This window comes from Bradyrhizobium sp. (assembly GCF_019242285.1).
Classification (GTDB): domain Bacteria; phylum Pseudomonadota; class Alphaproteobacteria; order Rhizobiales; family Xanthobacteraceae; genus Bradyrhizobium.
The window spans coordinates 14,213-28,093 of record NZ_JAFAVV010000795.1 but is presented as its reverse complement, the minus strand read 5'-3'; the positions used below and the strand labels follow the sequence as shown (position 1 = coordinate 28,093).

The 13,881-nt window shown below is 66.0% G+C and carries 11 protein-coding genes; 5 read left to right on the top strand and 6 right to left on the bottom strand.

The annotated features are described in order from the left end of the window. Positions 1 to 64: 64 nt before the first annotated feature. Positions 65 to 1,255, bottom strand: a complete 1,191-nt coding sequence (locus JOY90_RS32500) for an ABC transporter substrate-binding protein (RefSeq protein WP_291695183.1) — start codon at positions 1,253 to 1,255, stop codon at positions 65 to 67. 259 nt (positions 1,256 to 1,514) lie between these two features. Between JOY90_RS32500 and JOY90_RS32495 the strand changes: the two genes are divergently transcribed. From JOY90_RS32495 to JOY90_RS32485, 3 genes are all read left to right on the top strand, one after another. After that, on the top strand, positions 1,515 to 2,711 hold the full coding sequence (locus JOY90_RS32495) for an NADH:flavin oxidoreductase/NADH oxidase (RefSeq protein ID WP_291695182.1): 1,197 nt from the start codon (positions 1,515 to 1,517) through the stop codon (positions 2,709 to 2,711). 120 nt (positions 2,712 to 2,831) lie between these two features. After that, positions 2,832 to 4,052: a glycosyltransferase family 87 protein gene (locus tag JOY90_RS32490; RefSeq protein WP_291695181.1), complete on the top strand. Its 1,221-nt coding sequence runs from the start codon at positions 2,832 to 2,834 to the stop codon at positions 4,050 to 4,052. A 162-nt stretch (positions 4,053 to 4,214) separates the two neighbouring features. Next, positions 4,215 to 4,892 (top strand): TetR/AcrR family transcriptional regulator, encoded by a 678-nt coding sequence (locus tag JOY90_RS32485; RefSeq protein ID WP_291695180.1) that lies wholly within the window; start codon positions 4,215 to 4,217, stop codon positions 4,890 to 4,892. Between the two features lie 28 nt (positions 4,893 to 4,920). Here JOY90_RS32485 and pyk read toward each other — a convergent pair whose 3' ends face one another. Beyond that, positions 4,921 to 6,357, bottom strand: coding sequence for a pyruvate kinase (gene pyk, locus JOY90_RS32480; RefSeq protein ID WP_291695179.1), 1,437 nt, complete (start codon positions 6,355 to 6,357; stop codon positions 4,921 to 4,923). Further along, a complete protein-coding gene (locus JOY90_RS32475) occupies positions 6,354 to 6,944 on the bottom strand; it encodes a DUF1036 domain-containing protein (RefSeq protein WP_291695178.1) in 591 nt (196 codons plus the stop codon). The genes pyk and JOY90_RS32475 overlap by 4 nt, the downstream gene beginning before the upstream one ends. 195 nt (positions 6,945 to 7,139) lie before the next feature. Between JOY90_RS32475 and JOY90_RS32470 the strand changes: the two genes are divergently transcribed. Then, the gene (locus JOY90_RS32470; RefSeq protein ID WP_291695177.1) at positions 7,140 to 7,442 is read left to right on the top strand and encodes a DUF1244 domain-containing protein; all 303 of its coding nucleotides are present in this window, start codon (positions 7,140 to 7,142) and stop codon (positions 7,440 to 7,442) included. 205 nt (positions 7,443 to 7,647) lie between these two features. After that, positions 7,648 to 7,926, top strand: a complete 279-nt coding sequence (locus JOY90_RS32465; RefSeq protein WP_291695176.1) for a DUF2312 domain-containing protein — start codon at positions 7,648 to 7,650, stop codon at positions 7,924 to 7,926. A 63-nt stretch (positions 7,927 to 7,989) separates the two neighbouring features. On the opposite strand, the gene JOY90_RS32460 is transcribed toward JOY90_RS32465, so the two are convergent. The 3 genes from JOY90_RS32460 to JOY90_RS32450 all read right to left on the bottom strand — a co-directional run bounded on the left by JOY90_RS32460 (position 7,990) and on the right by JOY90_RS32450 (position 13,818). After that, the gene (locus tag JOY90_RS32460; protein WP_291695203.1) at positions 7,990 to 9,495 is read right to left on the bottom strand and encodes a DUF882 domain-containing protein; all 1,506 of its coding nucleotides are present in this window, start codon (positions 9,493 to 9,495) and stop codon (positions 7,990 to 7,992) included. Positions 9,496 to 9,852: 357 nt separating this feature from the next. Beyond that, on the bottom strand, positions 9,853 to 12,012 hold the full coding sequence (locus JOY90_RS32455) for a L,D-transpeptidase family protein (RefSeq protein WP_291695175.1): 2,160 nt from the start codon (positions 12,010 to 12,012) through the stop codon (positions 9,853 to 9,855). A 300-nt stretch (positions 12,013 to 12,312) separates the two neighbouring features. Beyond that, positions 12,313 to 13,818, bottom strand: a complete 1,506-nt coding sequence (locus JOY90_RS32450; protein WP_291695174.1) for a sigma-54 dependent transcriptional regulator — start codon at positions 13,816 to 13,818, stop codon at positions 12,313 to 12,315. Positions 13,819 to 13,881 lie beyond the last annotated feature (63 nt).

Sequence of the window (13,881 nt, the reverse complement as noted above, 5' to 3'; positions counted from 1 at the left end):
GGTGAGGGCGCGGCGAAGCCGCGCGTTTCGAACCATGAGGCCACAATTATCACAACCATCCAGCTCACGCATTATATCCCGGCGCCAGCCGGAACGCGCCGTTCTTGAGCGAATTGGCCTCGACCATCACGATCTCTTCGTCCGGATAGCCGTTGTGCTGCGCGGATGTGAAGGTGATGTCGCCATAGACACCCGGGAATTCCTTGAGCTGGTTGAAATAGCCGACGATCTTGTCCGGCTCGGTGCCGACATTCCTGACCGCCTCGGCGATCATTTGCGGCGTGTCGTAGCCGACCCCGACCCACCACAACAGCGTGTCGCCGAGATCGACATTGGCTTTCTTCACGCGGTCGATGAAGGCGACGGTGCGATCGGCCAGCTTGTCGTCGGCGGTGTAGCAGACCGGGCGGAAATTGTTGGGATAGACCTTGGCCCAGTATTCGGGCTTCTCCAACAGCGCCTGAGTCTGGCCGGAGCCGAGCGTGGTCTGTCCCGCGATCGGCACGTCCCAGCCCATCTGCCCGCGGGTATTGATGAGGCGGGACAAGAATCCGGGATTGACGCTCCACGGCATGATCGCCTCGGCGCCGGCGTTGCGCATGCGCAGGATTTCGGGCGTGAGATCGGGATTGGCAGCGTCGATATTGCCCTGGTAGACGACCTCCGCGCCCTTTTCCTTCAGCATCGGCACGTAGGCGTTGACCGAGGCGGTGCCGTAGCCCGTGGTGTCGCTGATGACCGCGACTTTCTTGCACTTGAGCACCTCGACCACGTAGCGGTTGGCGGCGGCGCCGATCTGCTGGTTGGTGGGCGCGTTGCGGAAGCACATCGGATATTTCGCGGGGTCCGTCAGGCTGTCGACCCAGCATGGATGGACCTGCGGCGTGCTCGAGCGCGCGAGCAATGGCACCACCGCAAGCGACTCGCCGGAGTTGACCGGGCCGAACACGATGTTCACCTTCTCGCCGCTGCGGGTGAGCTCGGCCGCGGCGTTCACGGCCTTGGTCGGCTCGCTCTGGGTGTCACGCAGCACGAGCTCGATCTGCCTTCCGTCGACGCCGCCGGCCGCGTTGATCTCCTGCACGGCGAGCTGGGTGCCGCGATTCATTCCGACGCCGGTGGACGAGGACGGACCGGTGAGCGCCGGAAGATAGCCGATCCTGATCGGCTCCTTGGCGGCGATGGCGGGCCTGGCAATGGTACTTGCGACGACGGCGGCAGCGGACGCCAGCGCTTGACGGCGAGTCAGCGACATCTGATTTCCTCCTTTGACGTGTTCCGTTTCACGCGCAACAACGTTCCGGGGGTGATGGCGCCCCGAATTTCGACTTCCGCGACGAAGTATAGCTTCGGGGCGATGCTGCGCCTAGGGCACCTCACGCAGAACTCAACGCGAAGGGATGCGGCAACATGGCGCGAACAGCGGAGCGCCGTCGCTTCGTGGCGTCATGGTGTGCGGTTGATCGATGTCCGCATTGGCGTCATGCTGAGTGCATCATTAGGGAGTAGCGGCAGTGAGTGACGGACCAAACGATGGCGGCGAGACGACGCGGCCAAGGCTGTTTCAGCCATTTTCGGCGAGAGGCCTCACGCTGAAGAACCGGCTCGTGCTCCCGCCGATGGTCCACTATCGCTGCGCGCCCGGAAACACCTGCGGCGACTTTCATCTCGTGCATCTCGGCCGCTACGCGCTCGGCGGCTTCGGGCTCGTCTTCGTCGAGGCGACCGCGGTCGAGGAGATCGGGCTGATCAACGAGCATGATCTCGGCATCTGGAACGATGCGCAGGTTGAAAGCTTCAGGCCGCTGATCGCCTTCATGAGACGGCAGGACACCGCGATCGGCATTCAGCTTGCTCATGGCGGCCGCAAGGCCTCGTCGCAGACCGCGATGCGGGGCATGGGCCCACTGAACGAGGACGACCTGAAAGCGGGCGCGAGGATCTGGCAGCCGGTCGGCCCGGCGGCGGAGCCGGTCGCCAAAGGCTGGCTGACGCCGCGGCAGCTCACGACCGCCGAATGCCGGGCCATGGTCGGCACCTGGGCGCATGCGGCGCGGAATGCGGTCAAGGCCGGCTTCGACGCCATCGAGATTCACACCGCGCACGGCTATCTGCTCGCCTCGTTCCTGTCGCCGGTTTCCAACACGCGCAACGACGAGTATGGCGGCGACCGCGCCGGGCGGATGCGGCTGCCGCTCGAGATCGTCGAGGCGGTGCGGCGCGAAATGCCGGCATCGATGCCGCTGTTCGTACGCGTGTCGTCGGTCGACGGCACCAAGGAAGGCTGGAACATGGACGACACCGTCGTCTATGCCCGCGAATTGAAGGCGCGCGGGGTCGACGTGATCGATTGCTCCTCCGGCGGCATCTCGGGAGCGGCGACCGCGATGCAGGTGCCGCGCAGCCTCGGCTTCCAGGTGCCGTTCGCGGAACGCGTTCGCAAGGAGGCCGACATCGCGACCGTGGCGGTCGGCATCATTCTCGAAGCAGAGCAGGCAGAGGACATTCTCCGGCGCGGCCAGGCCGACCTGATCGCGATCGGGCGCCAGTCGCAGTTCAATCCGAACATCGCCCAGCACTGGGCGCATGATCTCGGCATCAACCGTCGCTTCGAAGACTGGTCGCCGGAATTTGGCTGGTGGCTGGAGAAGCGGATCAGGACTTTGGACGGTTTCGCGACACCGACGGGCGTGGTGACGAAGCGCGTGTGAGACCAGTGTCGACAAACCGGCCGCCTGCGCCAAAGCTTAAGATTTCCTCAACGCAAACCGGCTTTGCTGGAGAGAGGTGCGCCGTCCGCGACGGTGCCGATCTTGTTGCAGGGAAGTCCGATGGCCGAAAGCCCTCCGCCCATGACGCACGCGCCGCGAGCGATCCCGCCGGCGCTGGTGCACGCCTGCTTCGCGCTCGCGGTCATCAACGCGGTGTTCTTCCCGGCGGCCTACTACGCTCATGCCTGGATCTACGAGGCGAACGGCAACGGCATCGCGACCGATTTCATCAATGTCTGGGCGGCGGGGCGCATGGCGCTCGATGGACATCCCGCGCTGGCCTACGACTGGGATCTGCAGAAGCAGGTCGAGCTGACGATCCTGAAAGAGGATTTCGTCGGCTACTTCGCCTGGCATTATCCGCCGCCGTTCCTGTTCGTCGCGTCCCTGCTCGCGCAGTTTCCCTATGGCGCGGCGTTCGTCGGCTGGGCCGTGGCAAGCCAGGTGCCCTATGTCGCCGTCATGCGCGCAATCACGGGCCGCGCCTTCGGGCTGGTGCTTGCCCTCGGCTTTCCGATGGTCTTGAGCAATATGCTGGTTGGGCAGAACGGCTTTCTCACCGCGGCCCTTGTCGGCGGCACGCTCTATCTGTTGCCGACGCGGCCGGTCCTGTCAGGCATCTGCCTCGGTCTTCTGACCTACAAGCCGCAATACGGCTTCCTGTTTCCGATCGTGCTGATCGCGGCCGGCGAGTGGACCGTGTTCGTCTCGGCCGGCGTCACCGCGGTCGCGCTCGCGTTGATTTCCTGGCTCGCCTTCGGCATCGAGAGCTGGCAGGCGTTCTTCCACTGGATGCCCGCCTTCTCGCAGGCCTTCCTCACCGAGGGCAAGGCGACCTGGTGGAAATTGCAGAGCCTCTATTCGCTGGTGCGCTTCTTCGGCGGCTCGGAGCAGTTCGGCTGGGCCTTCCAGTGGACCTTCACCGCGGCGGTCGCGACCACGCTGGTCGCGATCTGGCGCAGCAGGGTGCGCTACGCGCTCAAGGCAGCGGCGCTCGCGACCGGCACGCTGCTCACCACGCCCTATCTCTTCATGTACGACATGATGGTGCTGGCTATACCCGTCGCGTTCCTGGTTCGCGTCGGCCTTTCACGCGGATTCCGCGCCTACGAGCTCCCGGCGCTTGCTTGCGCGCTGGCGCTGTTCATCAGCTTCATCTTCTTCGGCAAGCCGGTCGGATTGATCATCACCCTGATCGTGGGGGCCCTGGTGCTGCGCCGGGCAGGGCCATGGTGGCGGCGGCAGCCGGTGCCATCCGTCACGGCTGCGGCGAACGTCTAGTCCCGACCGTCTATTTTGTTCATGGTTGTGGCTTGCCAACGACCGTGAATAGTTGTTCAGTTCTTCGCGGCGGTTCCGGGCGGAATCGTGCAAAATAGTGAAGACGCGTTCGATCGTGCGTGCCTCAGGGTGCCGGTCCGCGTAAGGGACGGAAGACGCGCCATGGTGTATCGGCGTACCCATCAGGTCGTGAAGCGCCTTGCGGCGCGACGCAGTGCAATTCTGGCAGCCGCGCGGGACGCCGCGGCGGAGTCGGGAATGGCAGCGGTCCAGATCGCGCCGGTCGCGGTCCGCGCCAACGTCGCTGCCGGCACGGTCTATCGCTATTTCCCGTCCAAGGCGGACCTGATCTCGGAATTGATCGCCGACGTCTCGCGCGACGAGCTCGCCGCGATCCGCCGCGCCGCGGATGCCGCGCCCGGGCCGTCGTCGGCGCTGGCGGCGGCTGTGTCCACGGTCGCCGTGCACGTGCTGTCCCAGCGCAAGCTCTCCTGGGGCATTCTGGCCGAGCCGGTCGATGTCGACGTCACCGAATCACGGCTGGCGAGCCGGCGCGAGATCGCCGGCGAGATCGCGATCCGGATCGATGCGGCGGTGCGCGCCGGCCATCTGCCGGCGCAGGACACCCAGCTCGCCGCCACCGCGCTGCTCGGCGCGCTGCACGAGTCGCTGGTCGGGCCGCTGGCGCCGGATCATCTCGACGACCCCGCCAAGCTCCGCGATGCCGTGCAGTCGGTGACGCTGCTGGCGTTGCGCGCGGTCGGCGTCATGGACGCCCGCGCCCGCGGCCTCGTGGTGCAGGCGGCAGCCGTGCCGGCGAAGGCGCTGGTCGGGGCTTGAGCGAGCGAGAAGGTTGGCGTCGCGCGTGTCAGACGTCGGCGTCGCGCCCGGAGCCCACGGACGCGATGCGCACCATGTTGGTGGTGCCGGGAATGCCGAGCGGCACGCCGGCGACGATGAGCACGCGCTGGCCGGCGCGGACGAAGCCGTCGCGGAAGGCGATGCTGCCGGCGCGGTCGACCATGTCGTCCTGGTCGCGGGCGTCCTCGGCGACCACGCAATGCACGCCCCAGACCACGGACAGTTTGCGTCCGGTCTCGAGGTTCGGCGTGATGGCGACGATCGGAGGCTTCGGCCGCTCGCGCGCGACGCGGATCGCGGTCGAGCCCGACGAGGTCCAGCAGATGATGGTCGGCAGGTCGAGCGTCTCGGCGATCTGCCGCGCGGCATCCGCGATCGCGTCGCCCGCGGTCGCTTCAGGATCCGGGCGCTGGGCGGAAACGACGGCGCGATAGGTCGGGTCGCGCTCGACCTCCTCGCCGATCCGGTTCATGGTGGAGACCGCTTCGACCGGATATTTGCCCGCCGCCGATTCCGCCGACAGCATGATGGCGTCGGCGCCTTCGTAGACGGCGGTGGCGACGTCGGAGACTTCGGCCCGGGTCGGCACCGGCGCCTGGATCATCGATTCCAGCATCTGGGTCGCGATCACCACGGGCCGCCCGGCGCGGCGCGCCAGCCGCGTCATCTGCTTCTGCAGGCTCGGCACCCGCTCCAGCGGCAATTCGACCCCGAGATCGCCGCGCGCCACCATCAGCGCGTCGGAGACCTCGATGATGTCGGGCAGGCGGTCGATCGCCTGGGGCTTCTCGATCTTCGCCATCACCGAGGCGCGCCCCCGGATCATCTTCTTGGCCTCGATCACGTCCTCAGCGCGCTGCACGAAGGACAGCGCGATCCAGTCGACGCCGGTGGCGAGGGCCGCGTCGAGGTCGGCGCGGTCCTTCGGGGTCATCGCCGAGACCGGCAGATCGGTGTCCGGCAGGCTGACGCCCTTGCGATCCGACATCTTGCCGCCGATCACGACCCGGGTGACAGCCCGCTCGGGCGAGGTCTCCTCCGCAATCAGCCGCACCTTGCCGTCGTCGAGCAGCAAGGCGTGGCCGGGACGAAGGGCTGCAAGAATCTCCGGATGCGGCAATTGCACGCGGGTGGAATCGCCCGGCGTCTTGTCGGAATCGAGGGTGAAGCTCTGGCCGTTCTGCAACTGGATCGCGCCGTCGGCAAACGAGCCGAGCCTGAGCTTCGGGCCCTGGAGGTCGACCAGGATGCCGATTGGCCGGCCGTAGCTCGATTCGACGTTGCGAATGGTCGAAACCAGCTCCCGCATCTTGTCGTGCGGCGTGTGACTCATGTTGATGCGGAAGATATCGGCGCCGGCCTCGAACAGGCGGCGGATCATCGCGCTATCCGAGGAGGCGGGTCCGAGGGTCGCGAGGATCTTGATCCGGCGCAACCGCCTCATGGCTTGTTTCCGGGCGCTGCGGCCGGCGGCAGGCTTGGCGTGCCCGGGGCGGGGGCCGTCCCGGGCGCGGCGTTAGGCAGCCCCGGCACGTTGCCGCCTGGACCGACCGTGCCCGGGATGCCGGGAACGCGCTGCTGCGCCGGCTGCTCATTGGCGTCGGTCAGCTGCACCGTCCACGCCCGCTGCTCGCCGGTATCGACCTCGAAGAAGCCGGTGCGGTCGAAGCCGCGCGCCAGGCAATTGTCGGTTCCCTTGATGGTGAACTCCTTGTCGCGCGAGCACATGAAGGCCTGCCCCGACCATTCGCCGCCACGATCATAGTCGAGCGCATAGATGTAGTAGTAGCGAGCAACCAGTGAACCCTTCAACAACGTCTCGCAGCTCCGCGATGAAACATTCCACCAGCCTTCGGTCGTCCACCCCTCGGCATCCTTGTAGCCGAGCGCGATACCGACCCGGCTGGCGGTGTTGTTGCAGAGGCGAAAGTCCGCGAGCGCCGATCCGTTCCACAGCACGAGAACGGCAAAGGCCAAGCCGGGCAGCAGGGCGGAGCGCAGGTTTCGGTGGGGGGAACTGGTCGGGATCATCGCGCGAAGCTATATCAAATCATTGACGATTTCGCGTAGGCGGGTGTGTAGTGTCAACGGCCAAGGCGGCATTTTAATGCACAAGACCATTAAAGTTCCACGTCGGTCCAGCCCCCTGTTTGCGCTGCGATATGGCATTTTGCGCGCGAATGTCCACATTCCAGGCCATGCCGCCGATGACGAGATGACGATCCCATGACTATCGATAATGCGACGAAAACCGAACTCGAGGCAGCCGCCTTCCGCCGCCTGGTCGAGCATCTGAAGGCCCGCACCGACGTGCAGAACATCGACCTGATGAATCTGGCCGGCTTCTGCCGCAACTGCCTGTCCAATTGGCTGAAGGACGCGGCCGATGCCAAGGGCGTGCCGATGACCAAGGACGAAAGCCGCGAGGCCGTCTATGGCATGTCCTACGCGACCTGGAAGGCCAAATATCAGGCCGAGGCTTCCCCTGCGCAGACGGAAGCATTGAAGAAATCCCATCCGGGCCACTGACGCCCACCGTGCACAAGCGCGGTTGCCGTGATTCGCATGGCAAGCGGATTCTTCTCCCGCGCAACAAGGTGTGGGCGCGCTGTGGATGAGGCCGATGCTGCCTTGACCCGGACGGCGCGAAACTGAAGTGTCATTTTCACGACGCCGCGCATGACAGGCGCCAGCGTGCATCAATTCTCAAACAGTTTCATTCCAGGAGCAAGAGATGGCCACCTCCGCCGCCGCCGTCAAAGAGCAGGAAGCGCCGGCCACGCGCTTCGCGGTCGATCAGCTCAAATCCATCATCGAGCGCATCGAGCGGCTGGAGGAGGAGAAGAAGGCGATCTCGGACGACATTCGCGACGTCTATGCCGAGAGCAAGGGCAATGGTTACGACGTCAAGGCGCTGCGCACCATCGTGCGCCTGCGCAAGCAGGACCCCAACGAGCGCCAGGAAGAGGAGACGATCCTCGAAACCTACATGCAGGCCCTGGGGATGCTGTGATTTGGCCGCCGGCCTCGCGAACTCGCGGTGCCAGGGCTGTCGAGCTTCGTTACCGGGTTGAGCTCAGCGCATCGCCGCGCGCAGCTTGAACGTGACCGTCTCAAGCTTCGGCGTCGCCGATCCCGAGAAGTGATCGACCGAAAGGCCCATCATCGGATCATCGGCGAAACCCATGACAATGCTGGCCTGAGGCTTGACGAAGAACGCGCGCATCACGGTCAGGTCGGAATCGCCCAGCATCGTCACCGACATCGAGGTGGTCGCGCTCGGCGCCAACAGCTCGATGCGCAGCCAGACGTCGTTGCCTTTCGGCGAGGAGAGGCGGGTCGATGTCGCGACTCCGTCGCCCTGAACCCCCTTCGCGGCGACGGTATTGATCTCGTTTGCCGCCGCGAGGCGGGTTGTGGCCGGGCGCGCACTGCGTGGGATCGGCGCGGACGCCGCGACGATGTTGGCGTGATCGACCGGGGAGTTGGCCAGCGGGGCATAGGCCATCGCCTGGTAGAGGCTCGCGGTCGCCTTGGGGTCGGCTGATTCGGTCGCCTGCCTGGCGGTGATCGCCGCCAGCACCTGCGCCGGCGTCGCCTGATTCGGCGTGCCCGGATCGTTGCCCCAGGAGAAGCGGCTATTGATGATATCGGCCGGGGTCGGCGACGTCGCGTCAGTCGGCTTTTCCGCCATCAGCTGGCCGGCTTGCGGTTTGGGCTTCGCCTGCACGATCTGGGCGTCGGCGGAGGCGAGTTGAAGGGCGGGGGGTGCCGCGGGCTTGGCCCGCGGGGTCGGCACGGGAGCTACCGGCTTGCTGTCGGCGGGCTTGGCCGCGACGGCGGTCGTCACGGGCTCGTCATCGCCAGCCGACGCGGCGGCTTCGTCCTCGTCGTCATTCGATTTGCGTCCGAACAGCGACGCCAGCAATCCGCCGGGCTTGGAGAAGGTGGCGCCGTCGTCGCCATTGCCGCGCTTCTCGATCTCGGTCTTGGCGAGCTCGTAGCCCTTCAGCGGCGTGCCGTCGGAGGGGATGTGGACGGTGCGTTCGTCGGGGAACACCTTCACCAGTTGATCATGGGTCATCCGCGGCCAGTGGCGGATGTTGCCGGTGTCGAGATGGACGAAAGGCGAGCCCGAGGTCGGATAGAAGCCGACGCCGCCGCGTTGCAGCCTCAGGCCCGCAAAGCGGATCTGCTCCAGCGGCACGCCGGGGATGGAGAGATCCATGGCATGACCGAGCATGTGCTGGCTGAACCGCGCCACGCCGGAATGGGCGGAGCGGTGGCGGAGCATGGAGTTGGTGGAGGGACACCGATAGGCGGAGACGATCTGGATCGGCTCCTTGCCGTCGACGTCGCGATAGACCTCCCAGATGATATCGAAAAGATGGCGGTCCATCTCCGTCTGGTCCTGGCTGCGCCAGTCGCGGAGATAGTGATTGAGCTGCTTCAGCGCGTCCTCGTCATAGCGGCCATTGCGCTTGAAGGTGACGGTGAGGTCTTCGCCGGAATGGGTGTGGTGGAAGGAGAGGGTGCGAGTCTCGTTCTCGGCGGTGGCGTCGTGGACCGAGCCCGCGCCCATCAGCAGCAATAGCGACGCCAACCCAAAACAACACCCGGCCCTGAGGCCTGAGTTGGACGACGGCAGTCCGTGAAAATGGCGCGCGAAACCAGCCAGCAAGATGAGCCTACCCAGTCGACGAGCGGTCGAGGGTCCTTTCGCCAGTCCCACAACGCGCGAAAGAGACGACCGCTTTTCTAGATGCGGGATGGTTAACAGAGGTTATCATCCCGCCCCCAAGTTAGCGCGAAAAGTAATCCCCCAACTGTGGCAAAAAAGCGCCGGGGGCGCCTTTGCAGGGTGAATGGTTAACGTTAAACGGCCCCGCCGCGAGGCGAGGCCATTGTTTTTTCTACGAAATCCGTCTGAGCGGACGCCCTAGCGGGTGAATATCCGCCGTGGCTGCGGACGCCGGCCGATGGGGGCGGGGGGCGTCGGCGGCCCACCGAACAGCCGTTCGAAGAACGACGGCCCTCCCGACGAGAAGGACGAGGAGTTGTCGCTGGCGAAGTTGACGCCCGGTGGCAGGCCCGAGCCCGGCGGCCGCGAGTAGCTCGGCTGCGCGTGTGCGACCACGTTCTCCAGGTCCTTGCCGCGGGAGTTGCGGAGCATCGAGATCATCTCGGCATCGCGGCCGTAGACGTCCCTGCGAATTTGCAGCTTGCCGGCATCGTCCACGAACGCGGTCTGGTAGGTGATATTGACCGGGATCGGCGTCGGGAATTTGAGGTCGATCTCGCTCGAGCCGTACATCCCGCGGATCCTTTCCGGCGACCAGTGCTGGTTCGGCTCGGTGATGTTGAGCAACACGGCGGCGTACTGGTCCGGATACTGCACCCGCATGCAGCCATGGCTGTAGGCGCGCTCGCTCTTCTCGAACAGGTACTTGTCCGGGGTGTCGTGCTGATAGACCAGGAACTTGTTGGGGAAATTGAAGCGGACGCGGCCGAGCGCATTGGCCTCGCCCGGCGGCTGCGAGATGTGAATCGAGCCGTCGCGGGCGTGCTCGAGCCTGAGCCCCATCCGCTCCAGCACGGTCGGATCCTGCTGCAGAGCCGGCAGATATTCGTTGTAGATGATCGACGGCGGCACGTTCCAGGTCGGGTTGACCGTGATGAACTTCATCGTCTCGCTGAGCAGCGGGGTGGCGTGGATGCCCGGCTTTCCGGTCACCACGCGCGTGGTCCAGACCTGGGCGCCGTGCTGCATCACCTTCAGCGTGTAGTCCGGAATGTTCAGAATGACATAGGCGTCGCCGATCGCCGGCGAACCGAGGTCGCGCGGCAGCCAGCGCCAGCGTTCCATGTTGACGATCACGGTGTCGATCTGCTTGTCCCGCTTCGGGCTGTTGAGCGCTGCCACGGTGCGGTCGTCGAGCGCCCCGGTGGACTTCAGGTCGACGCCTTCCTGGAATCGCTCGACGGCGGCCGCGACCTTGGCGTCGTAATGGTCGTCGTCGGCGTTCTCGACGCCGAGCTTGGCGCGCAGTTGCGGCACCCGCGGATCCTGCATCACCGCCTCGGCCGGCTGCTTCTTGCGCGGCGGCGTGTATTTCAGCACAGGGCCCTTGTCGATCGTGACCACCGGGCCGCCGCTCTCGCCGCGGAGTTCGGCAAGCTTCTTCTTCAGCGCCTGGTACAGCTTCTGCGGCGGGTTGTAATGGTCGAGCGCAGCGGAGGCGTCCTTCGCGGTCGAGACGTTGGTCAAAACCTCGGTCGGATCGGTCGGATGCTCCGGATACTGGATGTCGGCGGAGACCTGCGACCAGTGCATCCGGCCGCTCTGCGCCTGGCGCGCATAGTCCAGCACGCTATTGGTCAGCCTGAGGTCGGCCTCGGCCAGCGCGTCCGGGGAGGTCGCGGCGGCGAAATCCGGTACGGGATAATCAGCGGCGTTGAGGCCGTCCGCGGCCGCGTCCTTGAGGCGGGCGATAGCGCCACGCGCGCTGTCGGTGAGGCCGCCGGCCTGGGTCCAGATCGGCGCGAAGTCACGTCCACCATAGAACTTGTCGACCGCGGTCTTCTCGGCCTTGCGGTCGAAATAGCGCAGCGGCTTGCCGGCCAGCAATTCCTTGATCTTGTCGGCGACGGGCTGATCGGCCGGCAGCACGTTGCTGGCAGCCTTGGCGGGCTCCTGCGCCGGCTCCTTGGCGATGTCCTTCGGCGGTTCTGCGGGGGCGGCGGCAGGAGCCATGGGCGCGGCGGCGGGAACGGCTGGTGCTGCCGCGGTATCGGTCTTGATCGTAAGGGCCTTGAACGTGTCGAGCGCGGGCGTGGCGGTGGTAACGTCGGCCGGCTTGCCGTCGGCCTTTGCCGGCGCGGCCGGCGAGCTATCCGCCTTGATGTCAGCCGCAGTCGGCGGCGGCACATTGGCGGGCTCCGGGCGCGGGATCGCTGCATCGATCGCCAATTCCGCGGCGCTCGAACGCGCATCATTCCCCTGCGCCATCGCCGAGGTCGCGGACACCGTGAGGAAGGTTGCCGCGACCGCCATCAGGACGCGCTCAAATCCGCCACGGTTGTTCAGACAGTCTCGCATAGTCGCACCCCTCGGGTGGTTAAAGTTGCCCCGGCGCGGGCCAGTTGAAATCAATACGTCTGTACGCCACGATTCATACACAGACGATATACATGCGTCGGTTTTGCGGCCAGCGCGACCCGGACCGCTCACGACAAACTGACACCGAAGGTACCCATTTGCGACCGATCCCGCGCTTGTGCCACGCGCCACCGCCTTTGTCTGTCACCGGCGCGCAACGGTTCATGTGTTCCGAAACCGCTGATCCACCTGGCTTTCTCGGTCTCGACCGCAGGACGTCCCGGTCGGTCGCTCACGGCGCTACTCGGCGCTCTCGATGCCGCCCGTGGTTGCATCCTGCGCAGCCGCCTCGTCGAGCTTCCGGTAAAGCGTGGAACGCCCGATCTTCAGCCGGCGGGCGACCTCCGACATCTGGCCGCGATAGTGCGAGATCGCGAAGCGGATGATCTCGTGCTCGAGCTCATCGAGGGGGCGGACCTCGCCGGACGGGGTCAGCACCGCCAGCGTTCCGTTGGCGGAGAGCGGGGCGATCGGAATCTCACTGCCTGAGACGACGGAGGGCGAGGCGAGATGCAGCGGAGCCGAGACGACCAGCGGCTCGGCCGTGCTCTCGGTGCCGATGGGTGATTGAGCCGAGACCAGCGGGAAGTCGGTCAGGCCGAGCTGGTCGCCGTCGCTGATGACGACCGCGCGATAGACCGCGTTCTCGAGCTGGCGGATGTTGCCCGGCCATTCGAGCTGGGTGAGATGGGCCATAGCCTCGCCGCTGATGCCGGTGATGGTGCGATTCTCCTCCGCGGCGAAGCGGGCGAGAAAGTGCCGCAAGAGATGTGGTATGTCCTCCCGGCGCGCGCGCAGCGGCGGCACCGTCAGCGGCAGCACGTGGAGGCGGTAGAACAGGTCCTCGCGGAAGTGGCCGCTCTTGACCCGATCGAGCAGCTTGCGGTTGGTCGCGGAGACGATGCGGACGTCGACCTTCACGGGCTTGCGCCCGCCGACCGCCTCCACCGCGCCTTCCTGCAGTGCGCGCAGCAGCTTGACCTGGGCGGTCAGCGGCAGCTCGGAGACCTCGTCCAGGAACAGCGTCCCGCCGGAAGCTTCGACGAACTTGCCCATGTGGCGTTCGGTCGCGCCGGTGAACGCGCCCTTCTCGTGACCGAACAGGATCGACTCCACGAGGTTGTCCGGAATCGCGCCGCAATTGACCGCCACGAACGGTTTCGCGCGTCGCTCGCCGCTGCCATGGATGGCGCGGGCGAACAATTCCTTGCCGACGCCGGACTCGCCTTCGATCAGCACCGGAATGGCGGAGGCGGCCGCCTTGCGCGCGGTGCGCATGACCTGCGCCATCGCCTCGCTGCGGGTGATGATGTCGGAGAAGGTCAGCCGGCCTTCGCGGCTGTGGCGGATGCGCTGCAACTCGCCCTTCAGCGCCGAGGTGTTGAGCGCGTTGCGCAGCGAGACCTGCAACCGCTCCATGCCGACCGGCTTCACCACGAAATCCTGGGCGCCGGCGCGCATCGCGGAGACGACATTGTCGATGCCGCCATGGGCGGTCTGCACGATCACGGGAATATCGACGCCGGCCTCGCGAAGCCTCGCCAGCACGCCCATGCCGTCGAGGCCCGGCATCACGAGGTCGAGCACGACCGCGTCGACCGTCGCCCCGTCCGGCCCGGTCAGCATGGCGATCGCGGCATCGCCGCTGTCGACGGCGATCGATTCGTAGCCGCATTTCTGCACCATGTTCTCGACCAGGCGACGCTGGATCGGATCATCATCGACGATCAAAATGCTCGCAGCCATGGCGTATTTCCCGTACTCCGACTATCTGTCTCGAATCGGGGCACTGTCGCCGATGCCGATTAA

Excerpts from the sequence above, each read along its gene's own strand:
- JOY90_RS32500 (WP_291695183.1), bottom strand. The coding sequence starts at position 1,255 with ATGTCGCTGACTCGCCGTCAAGCGCTGGCGTCCGCTGCCGCCGTCGTC.
- JOY90_RS32490 (WP_291695181.1), top strand. The coding sequence starts at position 2,832 with ATGGCCGAAAGCCCTCCGCCCATGACGCACGCGCCGCGAGCGATCCCG.
- JOY90_RS32485 (WP_291695180.1), top strand. The coding sequence starts at position 4,215 with ATGGTGTATCGGCGTACCCATCAGGTCGTGAAGCGCCTTGCGGCGCGA.
- pyk (WP_291695179.1), bottom strand. The coding sequence starts at position 6,357 with ATGAGGCGGTTGCGCCGGATCAAGATCCTCGCGACCCTCGGACCCGCC.
- JOY90_RS32475 (WP_291695178.1), bottom strand. The coding sequence starts at position 6,944 with ATGATCCCGACCAGTTCCCCCCACCGAAACCTGCGCTCCGCCCTGCTG.
- JOY90_RS32470 (WP_291695177.1), top strand. The coding sequence starts at position 7,140 with ATGACTATCGATAATGCGACGAAAACCGAACTCGAGGCAGCCGCCTTC.
- JOY90_RS32465 (WP_291695176.1), top strand. The coding sequence starts at position 7,648 with ATGGCCACCTCCGCCGCCGCCGTCAAAGAGCAGGAAGCGCCGGCCACG.
- JOY90_RS32460 (WP_291695203.1), bottom strand. The coding sequence starts at position 9,495 with ATGGGCGCGGGCTCGGTCCACGACGCCACCGCCGAGAACGAGACTCGC.
- JOY90_RS32455 (WP_291695175.1), bottom strand. The coding sequence starts at position 12,012 with ATGCGAGACTGTCTGAACAACCGTGGCGGATTTGAGCGCGTCCTGATG.
- JOY90_RS32450 (WP_291695174.1), bottom strand. The coding sequence starts at position 13,818 with ATGGCTGCGAGCATTTTGATCGTCGATGATGATCCGATCCAGCGTCGC.